Source organism: Devosia sp. LjRoot3 (genome assembly GCF_964252865.1).
Taxonomy (GTDB): Bacteria; Pseudomonadota; Alphaproteobacteria; order Rhizobiales; family Devosiaceae; genus Devosia.
Map to the genome: position 1 here is coordinate 67,038 of NZ_CAXUPK020000005.1, position 23,626 is coordinate 90,663.

Genomic DNA, 23,626 nt, shown 5'->3' on the forward strand with positions numbered 1-23,626 from the left:
GACAATGAGCGAAGAGCTCTTGTTCCAGCCAAGTGCGGCCGCGATCGCACATACCCAGACGACGGGCGAGCAATATGCTGCGCAATATGAGCGTTCAGTCACGGATCCGAATGGATTCTGGGCCGAACAGGCCAAGCGCCTCGATTGGGTGACCTTTCCCAAGACCATCAAGAACACGACGTTCGAATATCCGAACGTGTCGATCAAATGGTTCGAGGACGGGGTTCTGAACGTTGCCGCCAATTGCATCGACCGGCATCTGGCCGAGCGCGGCGACGATATCGCGATCATCTGGGAGCCGGATAATCCGGCCGATGAAGCGGAATATATCAGCTATCGCAAGCTGCACGAGAAAGTGTGCCGCTGCGCCAATGTGCTGAAGTCGCTGGGCGTCAAGAAGGGCGACCGCGTCACCATCTACCTGCCGATGATTCCGCAGGCCGCCTATGCCATGCTGGCTTGTGCCCGCATCGGCGCGGTGCATTCGGTGGTTTTCGGCGGCTTTTCGCCGGACGCGCTGGCCGGCCGCATCAATGACTGCGATTCCGAAGTTGTCATCACGGCCGATGAAGGCCGCCGTGGCGGCAAGGCTGTGCCGCTCAAGGCCAATGTCGACAAGGCGCTGCAGGATTGCCCCGGCGTCCGCAAGGTGCTCGTCGTCCACAATACCGGTGCCGATGTGCCGATGAAGGGTTCGCGCGACGTGTGGTGGCACGAGGCTGCCGCCGGCGTCGAGCCGTTCCACGAGCCCGAGCCGATGAATGCGGAAGATCCGCTGTTCATCCTTTATACCTCCGGTTCGACCGGCAAGCCCAAGGGCGTGCTCCACACCCAGGGCGGCTATCTCACCTATGCGTCGCTGACGCACGAAAAGACTTTTGACTACAAGCGTGGCGAAGTTTTCTGGTGCACGGCCGACGTCGGTTGGGTCACCGGCCACAGCTATATCGTCTATGGGCCGCTGGCCAATGGCGCGACGACGCTGATGTTCGAGGGCATTCCCTCCTGGCCCGATGCCAGCCGCTTCTGGCAGGTGGTCGAGCGCCACAAGGTCAATATCTTCCACACCGCACCCACGGCCATTCGTGCGCTGATGGGCGCCGGTTCGGATTTTGTCGACAAGTTCGAAATGCCGAGCCTGCGTCTTCTGGGCACGGTGGGCGAGCCGATCAATCCGGAAGCCTGGCTCTGGTACTCCAAGCATGTGGGCAAGGATCGTTGCGGCATCGTCGACTGCTGGTGGCAGACGGAAACCGGCGGGCACATGATCGCCCCGTTCCCGGGCGCTTTCCCGGTCAAGCCGGGTTCAGCGACGAAGCCGTTCTTCGGTGTGCAGCCTGTGGTGCTTTCGCCGGAGGGCATATTGCAGGAGCAGACCAAGGCCGAGGGCGTCTTGGCCATTGCCGATAGCTGGCCGGGCCAGATGCGCTCGATCTTTGGCGATCACCAGCGCTTCATCGATACCTATTTCACCCAGTACAAGGGCTATTATTTCACCGGCGATGGCTGCCGGCGCGATAGCGATGGCTACTACTGGATCACCGGCCGCGTCGACGACGTGCTCAATGTTTCCGGCCACCGGTTGGGTACGGCGGAAGTCGAAAGCGCGCTCGTGGCGCATCCCAAGGTCAGCGAAGCGGCCGTGGTCGGCTATCCGCACGACATCAAGGGGCAGGGCATCTATTGCTATGTGACCCTGATGGCCGGAGAGAGTAGCTCCGATGAATTGCGGGCCGAGCTCAAGAGCTGGGTGCGCAAGGAAATCGGGCCGATCGCAACGCCGGACCTGATCCAGTGGGCGCCTGGCCTGCCCAAGACCCGCTCGGGCAAGATCATGCGCCGCATTCTGCGCAAGGTCGCCGAGAACGACTTTGGGTCGCTGGGCGATACGTCGACGCTCGCCGATCCGGCTGTCGTCGATGACCTGATTGCTAACCGGCAGAACCGCCCGGCTGGCTGAATTCTCTCGGATTTGCCCCTACACACGATGCCCTCGGGTCTGCCCGGGGGCTTTTTCTTTCACCGCGTCATTCCCGCGAAAGCGGGAATCTCCACCTGCGCGCTGCAAACAGAGATTCCCGCTTTCGCGGGAATGACACCGCGGGTGGGGTGGTGGCTCCGATATCTCAGTCATTGTCTCGCCCGCTTTTCGTGGCCACTCTGCGCGACAGATTCGCCCGCCGGAGTCCCGTTTTGCGCCTGATACTCGCCACTGCCTTCGCATGCCTAGCTATTGCTATGCCCGCCCAAGCCGCCACGCTTGAGGAAATGGCGGGGCAGATGATCGTCATCGGCTTTGAGGGCGACAGCGCGGGCGATGCGAGCGTCAAGGCGCTGAGTGATGAGTTGGCGACCGGCCGGCTTGGTGGCGTCATGTATCTCAAGAAGAATGTGGCAAGCCTTGAAGCGGTCGCGGCGATGAATGCGGAATTCCGTGCGGCCTCCCCCGATTTGCCGCCCTTCATCACCATCGATCAAGAAGGTGGCGCGGTCGAGCGGCTGACCAAAGATGTCGGCTTTGCCGAAATCCCCAATGCCGCAACGATCGCGGCCCGCGACACGCCGGAAGAGGCCGAGGCGATCTATGCCGACATGGCCAAGGGCATTGCGGCCCAAGGCTTTACGGTCAACTTCGGGCCGGTGGCCGATCTCAATACCAATCCCAATAATCAGGTGATCGCCAAGTTCGGCCGTGCCTTTGGCGCCAACCCGGCGACCGTCATCGACTACGATCGCGCCTTCATCGAGGGCCATCACAAGGCAGGCCTCGCGACCGCGCTGAAGCATTTTCCGGGGCATGGTTCTTCGACGGCGGATAGCCATGAGGGCTTTGTCGACATCACCAAGACCTGGTCGGAAGACGAACTAAAGCCCTATCAGGAGCTGATTTCCGAGGGCGTCGTTGACATGGTGATGGTCGGCCATCTCTATCATGCGGACTATGCCGACAGCGACGGGGAGACGCCATCCTCGCTCTCGGCGCGCTGGATCGACGGTGTGTTGCGCACTGATCTCGGCTTCGATGGCGTGGTGATCAGCGACGATCTCGAAATGGGCGCCATCCGCGATCATTTCACGCTCGAAGAGACTGTCATTGAGGGCGTGAAGGCGGGGATGGATATCCTTCTCTTTTCGAACACTGCCTATCAGCGGCCGACGCTGTCGCGCGAGGTTCTGGACATCCTCGTCAAGCAGGCGGAAGCCGATCCCGCCTTCGCCGCGCGGATCGAGCAGAGCTACAACCGTATCGTTGCCCTGAAGCAGCGCCTCGAATAGCCCGGCGACTTCGGAGCAGTCACCGGGCTTTCCACCTCTTTCTGACGAAGCCGGTTTCCTCCGTCGCGCTCCGAAGATAAAGTGCCGCAGTAACTTGGAGGCCGGGCAATGACGGATGACCGCGAGGTGCGGCGCGTAAGGGCGTTGTTCCTGTCCGACGTGCATCTGGGCATGAAGCCGACCCGGGTGAAGCAGCTCATCGAGTTTTTGCGCCTGCACGACGCCGAGACCATTTATCTGGTCGGCGACATTCTTGACGGCTGGCGGCTGGCCAAGGCCTGGCACTGGCCCGAGGAATACAATGTCCTCGCGCAAATCCTGCTCGACAAGGCCACAGCCGGAACGCGCGTCGTCTATCTGCCGGGCAATCACGACGAATTCCTGCGCGAATATCTCGGCACCTATTTCGGTGAGATCGAACTGGTGGACCGCACGATCCACACTTCGGCGACCGGTCGCACTTACCTGGTTATCCATGGCGACCAGTTCGACGTGGTGGTGATGAACGCCAAATGGCTCGCCCATGTAGGGGATTGGGCCTATAACTTCGCGCTTCGCGTGAACATCGCCATCAATTGGGTACGGCGCCGTCTGGGGCTGCAATACTGGTCTCTCAGCGCCTGGGCCAAGCAGAAGGTGAAGAATGCCGTTTCGGTGATCGGACGCTTCGAAGAGGCGCTGGTGCACGAGGCCAAGGAGTCTGGTGTCCACGGCGTCATCTGCGGGCATATCCACTTTGCCGACATGCACGACCGGCTCGGCATCCACTACATCAATACCGGCGACTGGGTCGAAAGCTGCACTGCGGTCGCCGAGAATCACGATGGCGAGTTCGAACTCATCAAGTGGACCGAGATGGTGGTGGGTGAGCCGCGCCGGGCGAAAATCCGTCGCACGGTAACGGAATAGGCTGTCGCCGCTCCGTCGCAATATCGTCATGGCAACGCAAATTGGCGGGAGCAGGCTGATCCGGCCTGAACCCAGCCACGCGGTGCCGCCATGGCCAATACCGTTTCATCTCCTTCAGCCCGTCGCATCGTCATTGTCACCGATGCCTGGCGCCCACAGATCAATGGCGTCGTCCGCACGCTCGAAAGCGTCGGCAAGGTGCTGCGCGAATGGGGGCATAGCGTCGACTATCTGACACCGGAAGCCTTCTGGACGGTGCCGGTGCCGACCTATCCCGAAATCAGGCTATCGCTGGCCTCGCGCCGCGCCGTGTTCCGGCGTCTTGCCCATGCGCGGGCGCATCACATCCACATTGCGACCGAAGGCCCGCTTGGGCTACTGGCTCGGCAATATTGCATCGAGCGCGGTAAGGGCTTTTCGACGAGCTTTCATACGCGCTTTCCGGAATATGTTTCGGCCCGCCTGCCGGTACCGCAGGACTGGAGCTATGGCTATCTGCGCTGGTTCCACGAACCAGCCGGCAACACGCTGGTGCCGACGCCCTCGTTGCGTGACGATCTCGCGTCGCGCGATTTCAGGCACCTACGCATCTGGGGGCGCGGCGTGGACATGGAGCGCTTCCAGCCCGGAAAATCGGATGTTTTTGCCCATCTTCCGGGGCCGCATCTGCTCTATGTAGGGCGCGTGGCGGCGGAGAAGAATATCGAGGCGTTCCTCGCGCTCGATGTGCCTGGGACGAAGATCGTCGTGGGTGACGGCCCCGATCGTCTGCGGCTCGAAAAACTGCATCCGGATGTGGTGTTTTGCGGCTACCGGCACGGCGAGGCGCTGGTGGAGGCCTATCAGGGCGCCGACGTTTTTGTTTTCCCGAGCCGCACCGATACCTTTGGCAATGTGATGACCGAGGCGCTGGCTTGTGGCACGCCTGTCGCCGCCTATCCGGTGACCGGCCCCAAGGACATTCTCACCGACGGGCGGGCAGGAGCGCTACACGCGGACCTTTCCGTGGCGGTGCGCCGGGCGATGATGCTCGACCGGCGCGATGCCAGCGCCCACGCACAGAACTTCACCTGGGCCGCCAGCGCGCGGCAGTTTCTTGATGGCCTCGTGCCCGCGACGGTGCGCCTGCCGCAACTGGCCGAGGCGATCTAGTACCCGAAAGTACGCCCGGCCAGATCAACTTTTTACTCCGGCTTTAGAACGTTGCAGTTCGCAGCCATTTGGGCCTTGCATTGTCTCACGCTGCAAGGCACCAAGGGGAGCGGGGCGCTGATTTGCGCCCGGAGTCTTTTCCATGTCTTCCGTTCTGTCGCGCTTCGACACCCCCGAGGCGCGTGCATCGCTTTATCAATTCACGGTCTATCTTCCGGGCGCAGTGGCGTCGGTTTTTCTCGGCATCTGGTTGAGCCTGCATGGCATACCGGCCGATCAGATCGGGCTGATCAATGCGCTGCCCATGCTGGGCCTGCTGCTCCTAAACATGATCATCGGTCGTATCGCCGACCGCGCGGACGACTGGCGCACCGCGATCATCGCCATTTCTCTGGTTTCGGCCGTGGCGCCGTTGGGGCTGTATTTCATTTCGGAATTCTGGGGCATCCTGCTGGTGTGGGCCCTGGTGGCCATGTCCAATGGTCTCGTACCACCCATCATCGATGCGGCGACCGTGCGCATGACCAAGCGCAACGGCACCGATTTCGGCGCCGTGCGGGCCTGGGCGACCATCGGCTATGTCGTGGGCGCGGCGGGCATCGGCGGACTTCTTACGGTGGTTGGACCGGGCTCGTTTGTGACGCTTTACGTCGCCATGACCGTGCTGCGTGCCGTCATCGGCTTTCTCCTGCCGCGCTTCCGGGCGCCTGTGCAGGAGGCGACGCTCGCCAATGTGCAGCAGGGCACGCCGATGCAGCGGGTAAAGCTGCGGGATTCATTGAAGCCGTGGTTCGTGCTGCCGCTTGTTGCCTTTTCCTTGGTCAATGCCAGCAATGCGGTGATGGGCAGCTTCGGCGCCTTGCTCTGGCATCAGCAGGGGATTCCCGACCATTTCCTGGGACCACTGCTGGGCATAGCCGCTGTGGGTGAGGCTGCCCTGATGTTTGCCTGGCGCCGGTTTGGCGGGCGGGTCACTGCGCGCAACATGATCCTTGTCGCGTGCATGGCGGGGCTTTTCCGCTTCACCGTCCTGGCCTTTTCGCCGCCAGTGGAAGCACTGTTTTTCCTGCAATTGCTGCACGCGTTCAGCTTTGGCATGGGCTATTTCGGCGTCGTCCACTTCATCGCCAACTGGACGCATGAATCCAACGCCGCCGAGGCGCAGGGTTTTGCCAATATGCTCAACCAGGGCGCGGCCATGATCATGCTGGTCACGTTTGGCTGGCTCGTCGAGTGGTTCGGTTCATCGGCCTTCTTCGCGTCGACCGTGACCTGCTCCATCGGCATAGCATGCGTTCTTATCTCGCTGCGGATGCGTCCGCCAAAGGATGCAACGCGGCCCGTCGTATCGTGATTTGAGGAAGGGCAGCGATCTGCTCTTCCCTACTTTTCTTCCTTGGATTGCCTGAATGAGCCAGAGCCCCGCCGGCCGCTTTACGCCCGAAATGCGTACCTCCGCGTTTTACGCCAGCTTCTTCACCGGCAGCGGCGCGGCCGTGATGTTCCTGCCGATCTGGCTCTCCGAAAAGGGCATTACGCCCGAGCAGATCGGCATCATCAACGCCTTGCCGATTTTTGTGATCCTGCTGTTTAACCTCGTGATCGGCCGCGTGGCGGATCGGGCCAAGGACTGGCGGCAGGTCATCGTCATTGGTGCGCTGATCGGCGGGATCGTTCCGATCGGGCTGTTCTTCGTCAACGAGTTCTGGGGCATCCTGCTGTTCTGGACACTGGCTGCCTTGCCCGGCGGCGCGGTCGGGCCGGTGCTTGATGCGGCCACCATGCGTTTGGCGCGGCGTATCGGGTCCGACTACGGCAGGATGCGTGCCTGGGGCACGGTCGGCTATATGCTGTTCAACGGGCTGACGGGCTATCTGGTCGTCTGGTTCGGCGCCGGCGTCTTCGTGCCGCTCTTTGTCGGCATGGCGATCGTCCGCGCGCTGGTGTCGCTGCAATTGCCGGCATTTCGCGCGCCCGCCGAGCAGAAGACGATCTCGGCGGTGACGGAAGCGCCGGCGGCAAAGCGGCTGCGCGATGTTGCAAAGCCCTGGTTCATCCTGCCGCTCTTCGGCTTTTGCATGATCTTTGCCACGCATATCGTGCTCAACGCGTTCGGATCGCTGATCTGGAAGGAACAGGGCATTCCCGAAAACATCATCGGTCCGCTGATCGCCCTGGGTTCAGCTTCCGAGGCCGCGATGATGTTTTTGTGGAAGCGCTTCGGCGGGAAGCTTTCGGCACGCTCGGTGATGCTGATCTCGGGCGGTGCGGCGGCGCTGCGCTGGTGCGTGATGGGCCTCGAGCCCGGCATCGCTGTCCTGATCGTGCTGCAACTGAGCCACGGCATCACCTTTGCCATTGGCTATATGGGCTGCGTGCATTTCATCGCCAACTGGACCGACGAAAGCATCGCGGCCGAAACGCAGAGCCTGTTTGTGGTTGGGCAGCAATTGCTGACCGTCCTGTCCGTCATTGGTTTCGGCTGGATCGTGCAGGGCTATGGGGCACACGCATTCTTTGCGGCTTCCGCAATGGCGCTGGTCGGCGGGTTCTGCATCTGGCTATCGCTGCAGATGAGGCCGGCGAAGGCGAAGTAGGGGCGGGGCGGACTCGTTCCCCAACAACCTCTCCAAGATACTCCCTCCGTCGTCATCGCCGGGCTTGTCCCGGCGATCCATCTCGCCTCCGCATGGACCACCGGGACAAGCCCGGTGGTGACGAATGTGGAGGGTGCGCGAACCAGACCTCTACTGTCGAGGTCCGAGTGGGTGGAAAGCGGTACCAACCGGATTTCCCCCACAGACAAAAAGCCCCGGATCGCTCCGGGGCTTTTTCATTTCATGTTGTGTGCCTTTAGCTCAGGCGGCCGCTGGCGTGGGCGAGGGTCGTGTAGACCTTGCCGCGATCGGAGAGCAGGTATTCGCGGGTTTCGGCAGCGGGGCGCGGGCCGGCGGCGGCGCGCTTAAGAAGCTGTTCGAAATCGCCCATATAGGCCTGGGCGGTGCGAGCGAATTCCGGATCGCGCTGCAGGCGCTTGCGGACTTCGTCATAGGTGCCCTGGCCGGTCAGCGAATAGATGCGGCGCGAGAAGACGTTCGATTCGCCGGCCTGATAACGGGCCCAGGCGTCGGCCAAGGCGTTGTCGTCGATGGCGTTGGCGATTTCCTCGGTCAGCGTGGAAAGGCCCTGCGTGGGCTGGCCGGCCTGGCTGGCCGACGCATTGCGCAGCACATCGCGCAGCCAACCGCCTTCACCGGCTTCGGCTTCCTGACGCTGCGGCGCGGGAGCGGCCTGACGAGCGACCGGAGCAGGCTGGGGCTGCTGGACCGGAGCCGGGGCAGGTTGCTGGGCCTGGACGACCGGACGGGCAGGGGCGCGTGCCGGTTCAGCCGGGCGAACCGTGGTGCGGATCGGATCGACCAGAGTCTGCGCAGCAGGTTCAGGGCGATAGGCTTCCGGCTGCGGTTCCGGCTGACGCGGCGGCTGGTAGGGAGCCGGTTCGGGCTGGCGCGGAGCCGAGACGCGCGGCTGGTTGCCACGGCGATCGGTGAGGTCGTGCGTTGCCGGCTGGCCGCGCACGATGGCGTTGAGTTCGCTGAGGGCTTCGATCTGTTCGGCAACGACGCGGCGCATGGCGGCGGCGCTGGCGCGGGTTTCCTCGGGCAGCTCGTTGACGCCACGGGCGAGTTCGGCGCGCGTAGATTCAAGCTCGTGACCAACTTCGCGGGCCGTTTCGCGCATGGCGCGAGCGGTCTCGGCAAAGCGCTGGGTCGCTTCCTCGATGGCCTGCTGCATTTCGCCGGCGAGGCGACGCTGGGCTTCCTGCAGGGCGGCATTGGTGCGGCGGCTTTCGCCGTCGGCCGTTTCGCGGAAATCGCCCAGACGGGTGGAGACTTCTTCCGTCGTCTGGTCGAGCGTCTGGCGGAAGGTCGAGGTCGACTGGTCGATGGCCTGGCGCAGCTGGCTGGTATTGGCAGCAATGGTGTTGCGCACCGAGCTGGTGGTGTCGGTGATCGTGTCGGCCAGCGAGCTCGTGGTCGAGGTCAGGACATCGGTCACGCTGCCAGCGGTCGAGGCGAGCAGGTCGCTGACGCGGGTGGCATTGTCCTCGAGGTTGGCATTGACCTGATCGGCCTGGGCGGCGAGGGCCGCACGCACCGAAGACGAGGTCTGGCTGAGAGCCGCAGCGGCAGCCTCGGCAGCGCGCTGGACGGCGTTGTCGACCTGGGAGGTGCGCTCGTTGAGCGTGGTGGTGAAGCGCTCATTGGTGACATAGAGCGCGTCGTTGACGCTGGTCGTCGCGTTGTTGAGCGCTTCGGCAACCGTGTTGCTGGTCGAAGACAGCGCTTCGTCCATGGCACGGCGGGCGGCGATCATGCGGCGTTCGGTATCGTTGACCGTATCGGCGATCGACTGGGCGAACATGCGCATGCGGCCGTCGATATCGTCGGCGCGGGTGGTGAAGCTGGCGGCCAGCGCATCCATGGCGCCACGACGCTCTTCGAGCGAGTCCAGCGCATTGGAGCTGGTCGCCTCGAGGGCGCGCGAGGCCTGGGACATGCTGACGACTTCGACGTCGAGCTTGCCGAGGATTTCGGCGAACTCGCCAACCATGGCGCCGATGGTGTGCTGGAGCGCACCGACGTGGCGGCTGACCATCTGGCCGGCCTCTTCGGTCTGGCCCATGGCGTCGCGCATGGTGCCGGCATAGCTGGCGGTCTGCTGGGCAATCGAGGTTTCGAGCGTCGCCAGGTTGGTGGTCGAGGCGTCGAGAACGCGCTGCAGCAGCAGGTTGGAGTCGTTGAGCTTGTTGAGCGCGGCGCTGACGTCGGTGAGGATCCGGCTCGAGGAGACGGACATGATTTCCTCGGCGTCACGCGCATTGCCGGCGAGGGCTTCGCGCAGCAGGTTGCCGTGGCTGCGCAGGGCCGATTGCAGCTCGTCCGACTTCTGGTCGACGAGAGCGGCAAACTGCGAGGTGTGGCCTTCCACCGACTGGTTGATCTCGCTGAGGCGCTGTTCGATCGAGTCGACGGTCTGGACCGCCTTGACCGAAACGATCTGGTCGATCGAGCCGGCGGCGATACGGATCTGGTCGAGCGCGGTGCGGACGGCGGAGTCCATGCGATCGGCAGTCGCGGCCACGTCGGAAGAGATCGCGTGGGTGGCGGCGGTGATGCGCGTCGAGATGGTTTCCTCGATCCGGTCGGCGCCGGCTTCGAGATCGGCCATGGACTGGGTGATCGAGGTATTGATCGAGGCGTTGAGCGCTGCGAGGCGTTCAGCCGTGATGTCGGCGCGGGCCGTGATGGCTTCGGGCAGGCTGCCGAGACGCTTGTCGACGAGGTCGACCATGGAATTGCGGGCGGCTTCGACGCCGGTTTCCACGATCTGCGTTGCCTTGCGCACGTTCTCGTCGAAGCTGGCGCTGGCCGCGTCGATGCGCGAGGTGACGCCAGTCTGGGCTTCATCGACACGCGACAGGGCCGAGTTGAGCTTCTCGGTCATCGCCATGCCGATTTCGGCAACCTTGCCGGCAACCGTCGCCGACATATCGCCGAGGCGGCCAGCCATGGTTTCGGAAACCGTGCGCAACGAGGCGTCGATGGATTCGCGCGCCGCGGCGCTGTGCTGGTCGAGCGTCTGGGCCAGTTCGGCCGTGTGCAGGCCGACGGTTTCACCCATGGAACTGGTCTGGGTCGACAGCATGTCAGACAGCGCTTCGGTGCGGGCGGCGAGGGCGTTCGACAGCTGGCTGGTGCGGGTGCCGACGGTGGCCGCCAGTTCCTGCGTGCGGGTGTCGAGCGCTTCGGTGAGCTCGCTGGTGCGGCGATCGAAGGAGGCGTTGAGCTCGCTGGTGCGCGTATCGAGGGCACCGGCCATGGCGGCCGTGCGTGCTTCGAGGGCGCCAGTCATGGCCGCGGTGCGGGCATCGAGATCGCCGACAAAGCGACCTGCACGTTCCTCGATGGCGGCAGCGAACTGGGTCTGCTTTTCGTCGAGGGTCGACGCGAGCGTCTGGGTGCGTTCTTCGAGCTGGCCGGAGAGGGCGCCCGTGCGGCTTTCGATTTCGAGCGACAGCGTGTTGGTACGTTCGGAAAGCGTATCGGCGAGGCGCTGGGTGCGGCCGGCAATGGCCTGGTCGAAGGCCTGGGTGCTGGTCGTGAGCGTCTGGCCCAGTTCCTGCGAGCGAACGCGAATGGCTTCGCTGAGTTCGGTGCTGCGGCCCGCAAGCGTCTGCTCGATGGCTTCGGCGCCGGATGCGATGGCATGGCTGATTTCGCCGACGCGGCCTTCGAGGTTGAGGTCGATGGTCTGTGCGTAGGAGTCGAGACGGTTCGCCAGTTCGTGCGAACGGTTGTTCAGCACGTCATCGATGCGACCGGCGCGGCTGTCGAGATCGGCGGCAATGGTCTGCGCATAGGTGTCGAGGCGGCTCGACAACTGCTCGGAACGGCTGTCCAGGTCGGCATTGAGCGTCTGGGCATAGGTATCAAGACGACCTGCCAGCTGCGACGAGCGGTTGCTGAGCACTTCGTCGATACGGCCGGTGCGGCTGTCGAGATCGACATTGAGCGTTTCGGCATAGGCGTCGAGACGGCTCGCGAGCTGCTCGGAACGGCCGGACAGCACGCTGTCGATGCGGCCAGTCTGGTTGTCGAGGGTTTCGGTGAGCGTTTCGGCATAGGTGTCGAGGCGCTCGGAGATTTCGCGCGTGCGGTTGGAGAGGCTCTCGGTGATGGCGGCGGCCTTGGCGCCGATCACTTCGTTCATCTCGCGGGTGCGATCGCTGACGATATCGTTGAAGCGGCCAGACTCTTCGTTGAGCGCCATTTCAAGCACATTGGCGCGGGTCGCAAAGCTCGTGCCGTGCTGGTCGAGGCGGGAGAGCAGGCTGTCGCCCTTGTCGCCGATGACATTGTCGAGCGCGGAGAGGCGCTGGTCGAGCAGACCGGTGATTTCGCCCAGGCGCGCATCGAACTGGCCGAGCGAATCCTGGCCGGCGGTCGACACGGTGATGCGGGCGCGCTCGGCGGTGTCGTCGAGGGCGCCGTTGATTTCGATGAGGGCCGACTGCAGGCGGCTTTCCAACGAATTGAGCTGGATCGAAACGGATTCGTCGAGCTGGCGCGACAGGGTGCCGAGCATGGATTCTGCATCGCGGGCGCGGCCGGACACGTCTTCACCAATGCGGGTGCCGAGATATTCGAGCGCCTTGGTGACGATATCGCCGCGTTCGCCGAGCTGGTCGACGATCTTGCTGCCGCTGATGGCGAGCAGATTGGCCAGGGCGTCGGTCTTGTCCTCAATGGACGTCGTCAGCATGACGGTCTGGCTATCGAGCGTGTTGCCGATGGAGCCGGCGCGGCTGTCGAGCGCTTCGGTGAGGGTGTCGATGTGACGTTCGATGGCAGCGGTAAAGGCCGCAGTGCGGCTGTCGAAATTGCTGGTGACGCGGGCGGTGCTGTCTTCGACGACGCCGGCCGTGCGATCGGCCGTGCTCGTGAGTGCAGCGAGGAAATCGGTGGTGCGATTGTCCATCAGCTGCGCAAAATTCTCAGAGCGTTCGGAGAAAGCAGCATTGAGGGCTTCGCCACCGCTTTCGAGGGCGCGCGAAAGATTGCCGCCGCTTTCGGTGATGGTGCCGGCAATGCGCTGGCTGATCATGTCGAGATCGAAGACGAGGCCGGTATGGCTCTCGGTGATCGCCTCGCGCACGCGTTCGGTATTGGTGAGGACGCTTTCGCGCTGGCTGGCTAATTCGGCGATCAGCGCACGCATGCGCGATTCATTATCCGAATAGGTGCGTTCGAGCGCGGTGACCTCATTGTGGATCATCACTTCGAGTTCGCCGGCGCGGGAGAGGGCGCGTTCGAGACCGTCGCCCAGCGCGTTGACCTCGCGGCGCACGGCCTGGCCCACCGACGCAACCTTGTCGGAGGCAGTGACTTCCGGTTCAGCAAGGCGAATGGCGGCCTGGGTGATCGAGGACGCGGCATTGCGCAGGTCCTGCGCGCGGCGGATCAGCGTCGCGACGGCAAAGAAGCCAAGGACGGGCAGGGCGATGATCGCCACGATGGCGATGAATTCGATGCTGCCGGCAAACTGGGCGAAATTGGCCATTTCCGGGCCATAGCGCAGCACGGCGGCGGTGCCGGCGACAGCAACCCATAGAATAGAGAGTACAGTAGCCAGCCAGGTCGGAGTGGCGGACGAGCGGTTCTGCAGACCATAAAGCAGGCGCGCTGCGGAAGCGCGGTCGTCATTGGCTACAGCGCCAGCCTGTTGCGCGATCTTGTCGGCGGCACGCAGACGTTCGGAACGCGGCTGAGCCGGTTCGGGCTTCTTTTCGACCTTTGGACGGCTAGTGGGATCGAGGCTGAACACCGATTCCTTGAGCGCGTCTTCTACTGCCGAAAACGCCAGTGCTGCCGGATCGTTCTGGGTGTTCTGATTGTTGGCCATACTCTCTACAACTCTCGCGTCCGCACTCTAGCGACAAAGCGGGCTTCTGGAAGAGATTAGTCCCGACCCCTTTAGGGGACCGTGGTCAAATCGGAACAATTCGATGCAAATGCATCGCCGTTCCAGAACCCTCCGCCGCCGCACGCTGGCTCACCGTTCACTATTACATTCAATTTGATGCAATCCGAACAATTTCCTAGCGAAAGGTTAATTTTCGCGTGGAAACGGCGCTCATGAAACCGCAAACAAAGGCAAAGTTGGGGCTTAATTGCCTGTTCATGAGGTCGCACTAGGCTTGTACCCAAGCGAATTGTTCCCTTGCCCATGCGAGCGAACGTGTACGGAGTATTCGTCATGGCCCCCGGCGGCACCGCTATCAAAGCGGAACCCCATTCCGATATCCGAACCCGGACCATGCGGCCGGTCGACCTGGTGCACCTCGCCAAGCAGTGCCTCGGCGACGAAGCACTGGAACTCGAAGTGCTGCGGCTCTTCGATACGACCATCAGGGACTACTACGGCCGGCTGAAAATGGCGGCCAGTTTCGACGACCTGACCCTGGTGCTGCACTCGATCAAGGGCGCAGCCGGTGGTGTCGGCGCCTGGGCCGTTGCAGACCTTGCCAAGGCCATGGAACACGAAATCCGCAGCGGCCGCCCGCTGACGCCGGAACGCATCGACGACCTCGGCCTCGTGGTCGAAGACGTGCGTAACTTCATCGGCCGCATGGTGGCGAACGAGGCGGTTTAGCGGCAGCTGTCTGGATCGATCGGCTTTGACTCTGCAACGCGCGGTTTGACCGCGCGGTTGTCAGATTCTATAGAGCGCCCCATATGAAGTCGGTCCTCGCGGCGCCAATGCGTCGGCGACACAGCATTCAGCAGTTTCCATGTCCCTGTCTTCCGCCGCCGAGGTTACTCCTCGGGCTCATCTTGAACCGTTCCGTACCCGCCGTACCTTTGCGATCATTTCGCACCCGGACGCCGGTAAGACGACGCTGACCGAGCGGTTGCTTTCGGCGGCTGGTGCTATCCAGCAGGCCGGCGCTGTGCGCGGCAAGGCTGGGCAGCGGTCGACGCGGTCTGACTGGATGGAAATGGAGCAGCAGCGCGGCATTTCCATTTCGTCCTCTGTGATGACCTTCGAGTTCGATGGGCTCACCATGAACCTGCTCGATACGCCGGGCCACTCGGACTTTTCCGAAGATACTTATCGCACGCTGACGGCCGTAGACGCCGCCATCATGGTAATCGACGCCGCCAAGGGTATCGAAAGCCAGACGCTGAAACTGTTCGAGGTTTGTCGTCTGCGTGATATTCCGATCATCACCTTCATCAACAAGGTGGACCGTGAGGGTCTCGCGCCGCTCGACCTGATCGATGAAATTCAGGGCAAGCTGGCGCTAGACCTGACGCCGGTGCTTTGGCCGATCGGGCAGGGCGTGGATTTCAAGGGGTATATCGACCTCCTCGAAAAGCGCGTGGTGACGCCGCAGGGCAAGACGCTGGCCGAGTTTGATGCCATCGATGATCTGCTCGAAGTGGACAGCCTTGTTGAAGAGCCGGTCTTCATGACGGCGCTTGAAACGCTGGAACTGGCGCGGGCCATGTTGCCGGAGTTCGACCTCAAGGTTTTCCATGAGGGCCATATGAGCCCGGTTCTGTTTGGGTCTGCGCTAAAGGGCATCGGCGTGGCTGAACTGCTTCGCACGCTGGGCGACTGGGGCCCGGAGCCGCGGCCGCAGCCGGCGCTGCCGGCGCCGATTTCGCCCGATGAAAGGAAGGTCTCGGGTTTCGTGTTCAAGGTGCAGGCGAATATGGACGCCAATCACCGCGACCGTATCGCCTTTGTCCGCCTCTGCTCGGGCACTTTTACACGCGGCATGCGCCTCAAGAATGTGCGCTCGGGCAAGGATATGGCCGTGGCCAATCCGATGTTCTTCTTCGGCAATAATCGCGAGCTGGCGGAAGAGGCCGTGGCCGGCGACATTGTTGGCATTCCGAACCACGGCACGCTGTCGGTGGGCGATACGCTGACCGAGGGCGCGACGATCAATGTCACCGGCATTCCGAATTTTGCGCCGGAAATCATCCGCCGCGTGCGGTTGACCGACGCGATGAAGACCAAGCAGATGTCCAAGGCGCTTTCGGATCTCGCCGAGGAAGGCGTTACGCAGGTGTTCCGCCGCATGGTGGGTGCCGACTGGATCGTCGGTGTCGTAGGCCAGTTGCAGCTTGAAGTTCTGGCGAGCCGTGTTGCCAAGGAATATGGTGTACCGATCACCTTCGAGCCGATGGGTTTTGAGGTGGCGCGCTGGGTCGAGAGCGACGATCCCGATGAGCTGAAGCGCTTTATCACCGCGCAGAAGACCAATATGGCCGAAGACCGCGCGGATGCGCCGGTCTTCCTGGCGCAGAACGCGTGGTGGGCTGATCGGGCCAAGCAGGATTGGCCGAAGATCAAGTTTCTTACCACCAAGGAACGGCATTGAGCGCGCCCGATCGCATAGAGGAGTTTGTCCTCGCGCTGCAGACCGGCTTTGTCGACGGGTCAATCACCAAGCTCAAGCTCGGCGGCTATCATGGCGCCGAGGCGGACCTGAAGAGCGTCGAAGCTCGCAAGGTCGCGATCAAGGCCGGCGAGCGGCTGAGCTTTGTGTTCCGCTACAAGACGCGCGACATCACCAAGAATCTTGCCATCGACGAGGCCATGAGCTTTGTGCGCGATGGGCTTCTCAATGAATTTCGCAGTGCTCGGCTGGAGACCACGGATTTTGACCTGCAGTTTGAGCGGCAGGGCGACAAGATCAGGTTGAAGAAGACTGAGGTGGCTGGGCGCGAGGCGGTGCAGGGTGGGCATGATCGCGCCAAAAACCGGCCGCTGACATCAGGCGATAAGGTCTGGATGCAGGCGCTTGGCATCTCCGGCGCCGATGGAAAAGTGCTGGCTGCCTCGCAGGATAAGTTTCGACAAATCAACAAGATGGTCGAGATTTTTGCACCTTTGATTCATGAGCTTTCGGCCAAGAAGCCGCGCATCGTCGATATGGGTGCCGGCAAGGGCTATCTCGATTTCGCGCTGTTCGACTATCTGAAATCTGAGGGCAAAGAGGCCGAAGTGATCGGCGTCGAGATGCGTCCCAAACTGGTCGAGGACGGCAATAAGCTGGCCGAAAAGAGCGGTTTTGGAACCCTCAGCTTCGTGCCTGCTTCGATCCTCGACTACGACGCCAGCGGCGCCGATGCGGTCATTGCGCTCCACGCCTGCGATACGGCGACGGACGACGCGATCTTCAAGGGCATTTCATCTGGCGCCGAACTGATCGCAGTGGCGCCATGCTGCCACAAACAGGTGCGGCGGCAGATGGAGGCGGGGTCTTCGGACAATCGCCTCGATTTCCTGCTGCGCCATGGCACGTTCATGGAAAAGCAGGCCGAGATGGTCACCGATGGGTTGCGGGCGCTGCTGCTCGAAGCCTCGGGCTATCGCACCAAGGTCTTTGAGTTTGTCTCGGACGCACATACGCCCAAGAACAATCTCATTGTCGCGCAGAAGGGCAAAGCCGGTTCGCGGGAGGCGGCGCTGAAGCGCATTGCTGAGGTGAAGGCCATGTTCGGCATCGAGAAGCACTATCTCGAAGGCCTGTTGGGCTTGAACTAGGCTTTGGGCGGAGCAACCGTCACGAAGGATAGCGGCACGCGGTTCGACATCTGCTGCGGCCCCTCCCATTCCCATGGATCGTAGAAGACACCGCTGCGACCGTCGTAGAGCATGAAATGGTCGTCCATGACGTGGACGATCGCCAGACAGCGAATGTCATCCCAGCCGGCCGCAGCGGTGATTTCTCCAAGCTGCCAGCCGAGTCCTGCCAGAACTGGTCGCAGCTCGCTCCAATTGGTCTGGTGCTGGGGCTTGCCCGTCCAATCGAAGAGATTAGCGATCTCGTCATAGCGCCGTCCGGTCAGCATCTGCAGGGTCACGACGCCGCAGCCGTCTTCTCGTGGGCGCTGGGTGATGAATTGCAGATGCGGTTCGGATGCGGTCATTCGATCTTCCTCTTTGTGCCATCGTGGCGAGCCATGCTGCCAATCGCAAGCGTCCATGCCCAAGCGCGACTTCCTAACCGGGCAGTGGAGGTCTATATCCCATTGGTACAGCAAGCCAAAAAAGACCTATGACCAAAATCACTTTTGTCACGCCCAGCGGCGAACGCATTGAAACCGAAGCGGAAAACGGTTCCACTGTGATGGAAACGGCCATCATCAACGGTATTCCGGGCATTGTCGCCGAATGCGGCGGCGCCTGCACCTGCGCCACCTGCCACGTCTATGTGGAGGAGGACTGGCGCGAGACCGTCGGTGGTCCGTCGATGATGGAAGAAGACATGCTCGATTTCGCCTTCGATGTGAAGGATTCGAGCCGGCTGTCCTGCCAGATCAAGGTGCGGGACAATCTCGACGGTCTGGTGCTGCACGTTCCGACGCGTCAGGGCTAGCCACATCGGCGATAGACGAAGGGCATGCCCCAGTCTGCCTCGGTTTCCGGCACGGTGTCGTAGAGATAGAATGTGTCTGGATCGATCCAGATAGCAAAGAAGATGGGGCCGCCGGCTATCGGCTCCCATCGTGCGCCGCTTCGGTCGGGCACCAGCTCCATGGCCGCGTCGGCTTCTACCTCGCGCGGTCCGAGATAAAAAATGTGCGTCTCGTTCGCCGCCTCGATGCGGACGGGCAGGGTGCAGATGGCGTAGTCCGTGTCGGGTGTGCCCACCTCCATGGTGGGCATGCTCACCGACCATGCGCCGACAAAGGGCGCGGATTTGCCGGCTTCGATAGCCGCCGTGGCCTCCGGTTTGGGCAGCGGTATCAGGGCAAATGCCGTCGTGGTGCCGAGGCCCGTGGCCACAACTAAAAGCCGCAGGAACACCCGCAAAAAATGCTCCGCATCGAGCAAATTTCGGTCGGCAAATTCTGACATATTTGGCGTTATGTGGCGGGCGCTTTGCGTCGAACGGCGGGCGTCAGGATTATTTTGCCCGTCTTTGCTTTGCCAGTCTGGTGTCATTCTAAGGTGGCCCTCGCTAGGGAAATATAAAAGCGATTGAATTTCAACGCCTTGCTCCAATCCCCGGCATTGGAATATTTTGCCTCATCGTTGGAATAGGACTGTTATGACTCGCCTCAACACATTCCCGTTGAGTTTCAAGGTCAAGGGCAAGCGCATTATGATCGTCGGCGGCACCGACGAGGCCCTGAATAAAGTCCGGTTGGTCGCAAAGACGACTGCTTCAATAGAGATTTACGCAAGGCAGGTTGAGACCGATTTTTCTGGTTTTGACGTGACCGTTTTCGAGCGCCCGTTGACGGCCGAAGACGTGGCTGGTGTGGCGCTGGTTTTCGTGGCCGATGAGGGCCCGGATGGGCAGTTGGCGATGGCCGAGGCCCGCCGGCTGAACATTCCGCTCAATGTCGTCGACGTGCCCGGCGAATGCGATTTCTACACGCCGTCGATCGTCGACCGTGCGCCGCTGACCGTGGCGATTTCGACCGAGGGCGACGCGCCGGTATTGGCGCGGTTGGTGCGTGCGCAGATCGAAGCGCTTCTGGCTCCGGGTCTCGGCAAGATTGCCGGTCTCGCCGGCAGTCTGCGTCACAAGGTCGAAAGCCTGATCCACGACGGCGCCGCCCGCCGGCGCTATTATGAGGATCTTGTCACCTCCACCGCGGTCGAGCAGGCCATCGAAGAAGGCCACGGCGATGTCGAGGCTGAAAAGCTGCTGGCGAGCCATGTCGAAAATGGCGTGGGGCAGGGTGTCGTATGGTTGATTGGCGCCGGTCCCGGCGCCGCCGATCTCCTCACGCTTCGCGCCCAGCGCCTGTTGCAGCAGGCCGATGTCATCGTGCACGACCAGCTTGTGCCCGCTGAAGTCGTCGAAATGGGCCGCCGCGATGCCGAGCAGATTTGTGTCGGCAAGGCCAAGGGCCATCATTCCTTCAGCCAGGCGCAGATCAATACGCTGATCGTGCGGCTAGCGAGCGAAGGCAAGAAGGTGGCGCGGCTGAAGTCGGGCGATCCAATGATCTTTGGGCGCGCTGGCGAAGAAATCGCGGCTCTGCGCAAGGCTGAGATCGACTACCAGATCGTGCCGGGCGTCAGTGCCGCTCTGGCCGCTGCTGCCGATACGGCAACGCCCGTCACCTTGCGAAAAGTGTCGAGTGGGCTTGTGGTCGCGACGGCGCATGGCGCCGATGATGGCGAATTGGCCCATTGGGCGTCTCTCGCCGAAACCGGCCTGACCCTGGCGCTCTATATGGGCAAATCGATTGCTGCCGAAACGGCGGAACGGCTGGTGGCGCTGGGCGCCGCGGCCGACCTGCCGGTGGGTATCGTGGTCAATGCGGGACGGCCGAAAAGCCGGTCCTATGCGGGTAATTTGGGTGATCTCGCGCGTGGCGCGGTCGAGTTTGATGACGGCCCGGCCGTTATCCTTATCGGTCGGGCCGTGGCGTATGGCGATTGGGTTGAGGCCGTCGCCAGGAATGCGGAAAGTTTCAAAGTAGCATGAGCAAGGAAATACTCACCGGCAACGAGTTGACCTCGGGCGCCACGGTTTATCTGTCGGTCGGCGGCACCTGGGTCGAGGGCCTGCATTTGGCCCGGCTCTTTGCCAAGGAAGAAGCGGCCGAGCGCGATGGCGCTTTGGCGGCAACCAAGGCGACGGGGCGTGTCATCAGCCTCGAAATCGAAGAAGTCGATGTCGTCGATGGCGCGATCGTGCCCAAGCGGCTTCGCGAACGTATCCGGGCGGCGGGCCCCACCGCGCCCCTAACTCTTCATGGGCAGGCTTACGACCGCCAACATCTGGGTGAGGACGGTCATGTATCGATATGACGAGTTTGACGCCGCGTTCGTCGCGGGTCGCACGGCGCAGTTTGCCGATCAGGTGAAGCGCCGCCTTTCGGGCGAATTGACCGAAGACCAGTTCCGCCCTCTGCGGCTGATGAACGGTCTTTATCTCCAATTGCACGCCTATATGCTGCGCGTCGCCGTGCCCTATGGCACGCTGTCGAGCCGGCAGATGCGCAAGCTGGCCCATATCGCCCGGGTTTATGACCGCGGCTATGGCCATTTCACGACGCGCCAAAACATCCAATACAACTGGCCGAAACTGAAGGACATTCCGGTCATTCTCGACGAGCTGGCGTCAGTGGAAATGCACGCGATCCAGACCTCGGGCAATTGCATCCGCAATGTCACGACGGATCAGTTTGCCGGCGCTGCTGCCGACGAAATCATCGATCCGCGTCCGGTCGCCGAAATCCTCCGCCAGTGGTCGAGCCTGCATCCGGAATTCTCGTACCTGCCGCGAAAGTTCAAGATCGCCATCACCGGCGCGCCGCATGACCGTGCGGCCATCCGCTTCCACGACATTGGCCTGCAGGCTGCCGTGAACGGCGCTGGCGAAATCGGCTGGGAAGTCTGGGTTGGTGGCGGCCTCGGTCGTACGCCGATGATCGCCAAGCTGATCAACAGCTTCGTGCCCAACGAGCACTTGCTGGCCTATCTCGAAAGCATCATGCGCGTTTACAACCGCTATGGGCGCCGGGACAACAAGTACAAGGCGCGCATCAAGATCCTGGTGCACGAAGAGGGCCTTGAGACCATCAAGGGCCAGGTTGAGGCCGAGTTCGCCGAAGTCCGCGGCGGCGTTCTTACCCTGCCGAGCGAGGAAGTCGACCGCATCAGCGCCTATTTCGCGCTGCCCGATTTTGCCGCGCAGACGCTGACCAAGATCGATGTGGCCTACGAGTCCATCGTCGACCCCGCCTATGGCCGCTGGCTCGACAACAATATCAATGCCCACGCCCAGCCGGGCTATGCCTCGGTGACGGTTTCGCTGAAGCCCGTGGGCGGCGCGCCGGGCGATGCGACGGACAAGCAGATGGAGGTCGTCGCCGACCTCGCTGAAAAATACTCGTATGACGAGCTGCGTGTGACCCATGAGCAGAACCTGGTTCTGCCCCACGTGGCGCTGGCCGATCTCCGCGCTGTCTATGATGCGCTGGTGGCTTCCGAGCTTGCCGAGGGAAACAACAACCTCATCACCGACATGATCTGCTGCCCGGGCCTCGATTTTTGCGCCCTGGCCAACGCCCGCTCGATCCCGATCGCGCAGGAGATTTCCAGGAAGTTTGCCGAGCCGGCGCGCCAGAAGGAAATCGGCGAGCTCAAGATCAAGATTTCCGGCTGCATCAATGCCTGCGGGCACCACCATGTCGGCCATATCGGCATTCTGGGCGTCGAGAAGAAGGGCGGCGAGCTCTATCAGATCACGCTGGGCGGTGACGCCACCGAGCATGCTTCGGTCGGAAAAATCATCGGGCCGGGCTTTGAGGCCGAAAACGTGCCCGGCGCCATCGAAAAGCTGGTCGATTTCTACATTGCCCAGCGTCAGGGCGCCGACGAGACTTTCATTCAAGCCTATCGGCGTCTTGGGGAAGCGCCCTTCAAGGAGGCCCTCTATGGGACTGCCTAAACTCGCTCCCGCCCAGGCGGCCCACGACAAGCTGAAGGCGCTGGGTATTCTGGCGCTTAACGGCATGTTCGATGAAATGGACGCGCTTGGCGTCCTTCGCTATGCCGTGTCAGACGTGCTGCCGGGCGATCTCGCCATTGTGTCGTCCTTCGGGGCGGACTCGGCCGTGCTGCTGCATATGGTGGCCCAGGTCGATCCGTCTATGCCGGTCTACTTTCTCGAAACCGGCAAGCACTTTGCCGAGACGCTGGCCTATGTCGAGACGCTGAAGAAGCAGTTTGGCCTCCTCAACGTCCACGCCATTCATCCCGACGCCAATGACGTCAAGCGGTTCGACCCCAATGGCGACCTGTGGGAGACCGATCCCGACTCCTGCTGCCACATTCGCAAGACCGAGCCGCTGGAGCCGATCACCGAGCAATATGGTGGCTGGGTCACCGGGCGCAAGCGCTACCAGACCAAGGAACGTGGCGTACTGCCGCATTTCGAGCTGACGAGCGACGATCGCATCAAGGTCAATCCGCTGGCCTATTTCTCCGACGCCGACGTCGTCGAATATCGCCAGAAGCACAGCTTGCCCGAGCATCCGCTCTATGCCAAAGGCTACAAGTCCATTGGCTGCGCGCCTTGCACCTCGATCGTTGCCGAGGGCGAAGATCCGCGCGCTGGACGGTGGCGCGGCCTCAATAAAAAGGAATGCGGCATCCATTATGACTTCAGTGGAGCGATCGCCAATCCGATGACTGCCGCAGCCCGCCATACCCTCTGGAAAGACGGGGCTTTTATTGCCGATCCCTTCAAGGAATGGGTCGAAGGCACCGCGCCGTCCGAAGCCCGGTATACCCACGTGCCGCTGCCGGAATTTCTGGCCAATCGCGCCGATTATCTGGCGAGCCAGCACCCGCTTGGGCTCCTGGTTTCGCCCGGCGAGAAGATCGAAGACGTCGTCGACGATCTCGCTCGCTTTGCTTCGATCGCCATCAAGTTTCCGGCCTTCTCGGATGGTCGTGGCTATTCAACGGCGCGCCTGCTTGTAGAGCGGTTCGAATATGCCGGCGAAATTAGGGCTGTAGGCGACGTTTTGCAGGATCAGATCCCGCATATGCGCCGCTGCGGCTTCAACGCGCTCGTCGTCACCCACGAGCCGAGCCGTCAGGCGTTGATCGAGAACCGTCTGCCGGAAATGGCCTTGTTCTACCAGCCTGTGGGCGTCACCGAAGTACCGCTTGGTACTCGCCCCTTCCTTCGTCGCGTCTCCTAGGATAAGTGGAGCGCGTTAGTCGCCTT

The 23,626-nt window shown here is 62.2% G+C and carries 17 protein-coding genes; 14 read left to right on the forward strand and 3 right to left on the reverse strand.

Going from position 1 to position 23,626, the window contains the following annotated elements; genetic code table 11:
• The first annotated feature begins 4 nt into the window (after window positions 1–4).
• The 6 genes from acs (at window position 5) to ACSQ2A_RS17670 (ending at window position 7,934) form a co-directional block, all read left to right on the forward strand.
• A complete protein-coding gene (gene acs / locus ACSQ2A_RS17645) occupies window positions 5–1,960 on the forward strand; it encodes an acetate--CoA ligase (protein WP_436073290.1) in 1,956 nt (651 codons plus the stop codon).
• A 278-nt stretch (window positions 1,961–2,238) separates the two neighbouring features.
• Window positions 2,239–3,276 carry a glycoside hydrolase family 3 protein gene (locus ACSQ2A_RS17650; protein ID WP_436073291.1) on the forward strand — a complete coding sequence of 346 codons (1,038 nt, stop codon included), beginning with the start codon at window positions 2,239–2,241 and terminating at the stop codon, window positions 3,274–3,276.
• Window positions 3,277–3,384: 108 nt separating this feature from the next.
• Window positions 3,385–4,185: a UDP-2,3-diacylglucosamine diphosphatase gene (locus ACSQ2A_RS17655; RefSeq protein WP_436073292.1), complete on the forward strand. Its 801-nt coding sequence runs from the start codon at window positions 3,385–3,387 to the stop codon at window positions 4,183–4,185.
• A 90-nt stretch (window positions 4,186–4,275) separates the two neighbouring features.
• Window positions 4,276–5,337, forward strand: a complete 1,062-nt coding sequence (locus tag ACSQ2A_RS17660; protein WP_436073293.1) for a glycosyltransferase family 4 protein — start codon at window positions 4,276–4,278, stop codon at window positions 5,335–5,337.
• 142 nt (window positions 5,338–5,479) lie between these two features.
• Window positions 5,480–6,691 carry an MFS transporter gene (locus ACSQ2A_RS17665; protein WP_436073294.1) on the forward strand — a complete coding sequence of 404 codons (1,212 nt, stop codon included), beginning with the start codon at window positions 5,480–5,482 and terminating at the stop codon, window positions 6,689–6,691.
• A 55-nt stretch (window positions 6,692–6,746) separates the two neighbouring features.
• Window positions 6,747–7,934, forward strand: a complete 1,188-nt coding sequence (locus ACSQ2A_RS17670) for an MFS transporter (RefSeq protein WP_436073295.1) — start codon at window positions 6,747–6,749, stop codon at window positions 7,932–7,934.
• A gap of 256 nt (window positions 7,935–8,190) precedes the next feature.
• Here ACSQ2A_RS17670 and ACSQ2A_RS17675 read toward each other — a convergent pair whose 3' ends face one another.
• On the reverse strand, window positions 8,191–13,803 hold the full coding sequence (locus ACSQ2A_RS17675; protein ID WP_436073296.1) for a hypothetical protein: 5,613 nt from the start codon (window positions 13,801–13,803) through the stop codon (window positions 8,191–8,193).
• Window positions 13,804–14,217: 414 nt separating this feature from the next.
• On the opposite strand from ACSQ2A_RS17675, the gene ACSQ2A_RS17680 reads away from it, so the two are divergent.
• The 3 genes from ACSQ2A_RS17680 to ACSQ2A_RS17690 all read left to right on the forward strand — a co-directional run bounded on the left by ACSQ2A_RS17680 (window position 14,218) and on the right by ACSQ2A_RS17690 (window position 17,463).
• Window positions 14,218–14,553: an Hpt domain-containing protein gene (locus ACSQ2A_RS17680; protein ID WP_295411573.1), complete on the forward strand. Its 336-nt coding sequence runs from the start codon at window positions 14,218–14,220 to the stop codon at window positions 14,551–14,553.
• Window positions 14,554–14,692: 139 nt separating this feature from the next.
• Window positions 14,693–16,294 carry a peptide chain release factor 3 gene (locus ACSQ2A_RS17685; RefSeq protein ID WP_436073297.1) on the forward strand — a complete coding sequence of 534 codons (1,602 nt, stop codon included), beginning with the start codon at window positions 14,693–14,695 and terminating at the stop codon, window positions 16,292–16,294.
• On the forward strand, window positions 16,291–17,463 hold the full coding sequence (locus ACSQ2A_RS17690; protein ID WP_436073298.1) for a class I SAM-dependent methyltransferase: 1,173 nt from the start codon (window positions 16,291–16,293) through the stop codon (window positions 17,461–17,463). Before ACSQ2A_RS17685 ends, ACSQ2A_RS17690 begins: the two co-directional genes overlap by 4 nt.
• Here ACSQ2A_RS17690 and ACSQ2A_RS17695 read toward each other — a convergent pair.
• Entirely contained in the window at window positions 17,460–17,849 is a 390-nt protein-coding gene (locus tag ACSQ2A_RS17695) for a hypothetical protein (RefSeq protein WP_436073299.1), read from the reverse strand. The two genes, ACSQ2A_RS17690 and ACSQ2A_RS17695, sit on opposite strands and share 4 nt — an antisense overlap.
• Window positions 17,850–17,977: 128 nt before the next feature.
• Between ACSQ2A_RS17695 and ACSQ2A_RS17700 the strand changes: the two genes are divergently transcribed.
• Window positions 17,978–18,298: a 2Fe-2S iron-sulfur cluster-binding protein gene (locus ACSQ2A_RS17700; RefSeq protein WP_291405436.1), complete on the forward strand. Its 321-nt coding sequence runs from the start codon at window positions 17,978–17,980 to the stop codon at window positions 18,296–18,298.
• Here ACSQ2A_RS17700 and ACSQ2A_RS17705 read toward each other — a convergent pair.
• Window positions 18,295–18,867 carry a hypothetical protein gene (locus tag ACSQ2A_RS17705; protein ID WP_436073300.1) on the reverse strand — a complete coding sequence of 191 codons (573 nt, stop codon included), beginning with the start codon at window positions 18,865–18,867 and terminating at the stop codon, window positions 18,295–18,297. The genes ACSQ2A_RS17700 and ACSQ2A_RS17705 overlap by 4 nt on opposite strands.
• Window positions 18,868–18,973: 106 nt before the next feature.
• Here ACSQ2A_RS17705 and cysG point away from each other — a divergent pair, with 106 nt between their 5' ends.
• Genes cysG through ACSQ2A_RS17725 form a run of 4 tightly spaced genes read left to right on the forward strand, consistent with a single transcriptional unit; the run spans window position 18,974 to window position 23,600 of the window.
• Window positions 18,974–20,368, forward strand: a complete 1,395-nt coding sequence (cysG, locus tag ACSQ2A_RS17710; RefSeq protein WP_436073301.1) for a siroheme synthase CysG — start codon at window positions 18,974–18,976, stop codon at window positions 20,366–20,368.
• Complete coding sequence (locus tag ACSQ2A_RS17715) at window positions 20,365–20,694, forward strand: DUF2849 domain-containing protein (RefSeq protein WP_436073302.1); 330 nt, start codon at window positions 20,365–20,367, stop codon at window positions 20,692–20,694. The genes cysG and ACSQ2A_RS17715 overlap by 4 nt, the downstream gene beginning before the upstream one ends.
• Complete coding sequence (locus ACSQ2A_RS17720; RefSeq protein WP_436073303.1) at window positions 20,681–22,339, forward strand: nitrite/sulfite reductase; 1,659 nt, start codon at window positions 20,681–20,683, stop codon at window positions 22,337–22,339. Before ACSQ2A_RS17715 ends, ACSQ2A_RS17720 begins: the two co-directional genes overlap by 14 nt.
• A complete protein-coding gene (locus tag ACSQ2A_RS17725) occupies window positions 22,326–23,600 on the forward strand; it encodes a phosphoadenylyl-sulfate reductase (RefSeq protein WP_436073304.1) in 1,275 nt (424 codons plus the stop codon). The genes ACSQ2A_RS17720 and ACSQ2A_RS17725 overlap by 14 nt, the downstream gene beginning before the upstream one ends.
• The last annotated feature ends 26 nt before the right edge of the window (window positions 23,601–23,626 follow it).

Bases quoted from the DNA above. Each gene is read 5' to 3' on its own strand.
- ACSQ2A_RS17700 (WP_291405436.1), top strand. From the start codon at position 17,978: ATGACCAAAATCACTTTTGTCACGCCCAGCGGCGAACGCATTGAAACC.
- ACSQ2A_RS17665 (WP_436073294.1), top strand. From the start codon at position 5,480: ATGTCTTCCGTTCTGTCGCGCTTCGACACCCCCGAGGCGCGTGCATCG.
- ACSQ2A_RS17715 (WP_436073302.1), top strand. From the start codon at position 20,365: ATGAGCAAGGAAATACTCACCGGCAACGAGTTGACCTCGGGCGCCACG.
- ACSQ2A_RS17675 (WP_436073296.1), bottom strand. From the start codon at position 13,803: ATGGCCAACAATCAGAACACCCAGAACGATCCGGCAGCACTGGCGTTT.
- ACSQ2A_RS17670 (WP_436073295.1), top strand. From the start codon at position 6,747: ATGAGCCAGAGCCCCGCCGGCCGCTTTACGCCCGAAATGCGTACCTCC.
- ACSQ2A_RS17705 (WP_436073300.1), bottom strand. From the start codon at position 18,867: ATGACACCAGACTGGCAAAGCAAAGACGGGCAAAATAATCCTGACGCC.
- ACSQ2A_RS17685 (WP_436073297.1), top strand. From the start codon at position 14,693: ATGTCCCTGTCTTCCGCCGCCGAGGTTACTCCTCGGGCTCATCTTGAA.
- cysG (WP_436073301.1), top strand. From the start codon at position 18,974: ATGACTCGCCTCAACACATTCCCGTTGAGTTTCAAGGTCAAGGGCAAG.
- ACSQ2A_RS17725 (WP_436073304.1), top strand. From the start codon at position 22,326: ATGGGACTGCCTAAACTCGCTCCCGCCCAGGCGGCCCACGACAAGCTG.
- ACSQ2A_RS17650 (WP_436073291.1), top strand. From the start codon at position 2,239: ATGCCCGCCCAAGCCGCCACGCTTGAGGAAATGGCGGGGCAGATGATC.
- ACSQ2A_RS17680 (WP_295411573.1), top strand. From the start codon at position 14,218: ATGCGGCCGGTCGACCTGGTGCACCTCGCCAAGCAGTGCCTCGGCGAC.
- ACSQ2A_RS17695 (WP_436073299.1), bottom strand. From the start codon at position 17,849: ATGACCGCATCCGAACCGCATCTGCAATTCATCACCCAGCGCCCACGA.
- ACSQ2A_RS17655 (WP_436073292.1), top strand. From the start codon at position 3,385: ATGACGGATGACCGCGAGGTGCGGCGCGTAAGGGCGTTGTTCCTGTCC.
- acs (WP_436073290.1), top strand. From the start codon at position 5: ATGAGCGAAGAGCTCTTGTTCCAGCCAAGTGCGGCCGCGATCGCACAT.
- ACSQ2A_RS17660 (WP_436073293.1), top strand. From the start codon at position 4,276: ATGGCCAATACCGTTTCATCTCCTTCAGCCCGTCGCATCGTCATTGTC.
- ACSQ2A_RS17720 (WP_436073303.1), top strand. From the start codon at position 20,681: ATGTATCGATATGACGAGTTTGACGCCGCGTTCGTCGCGGGTCGCACG.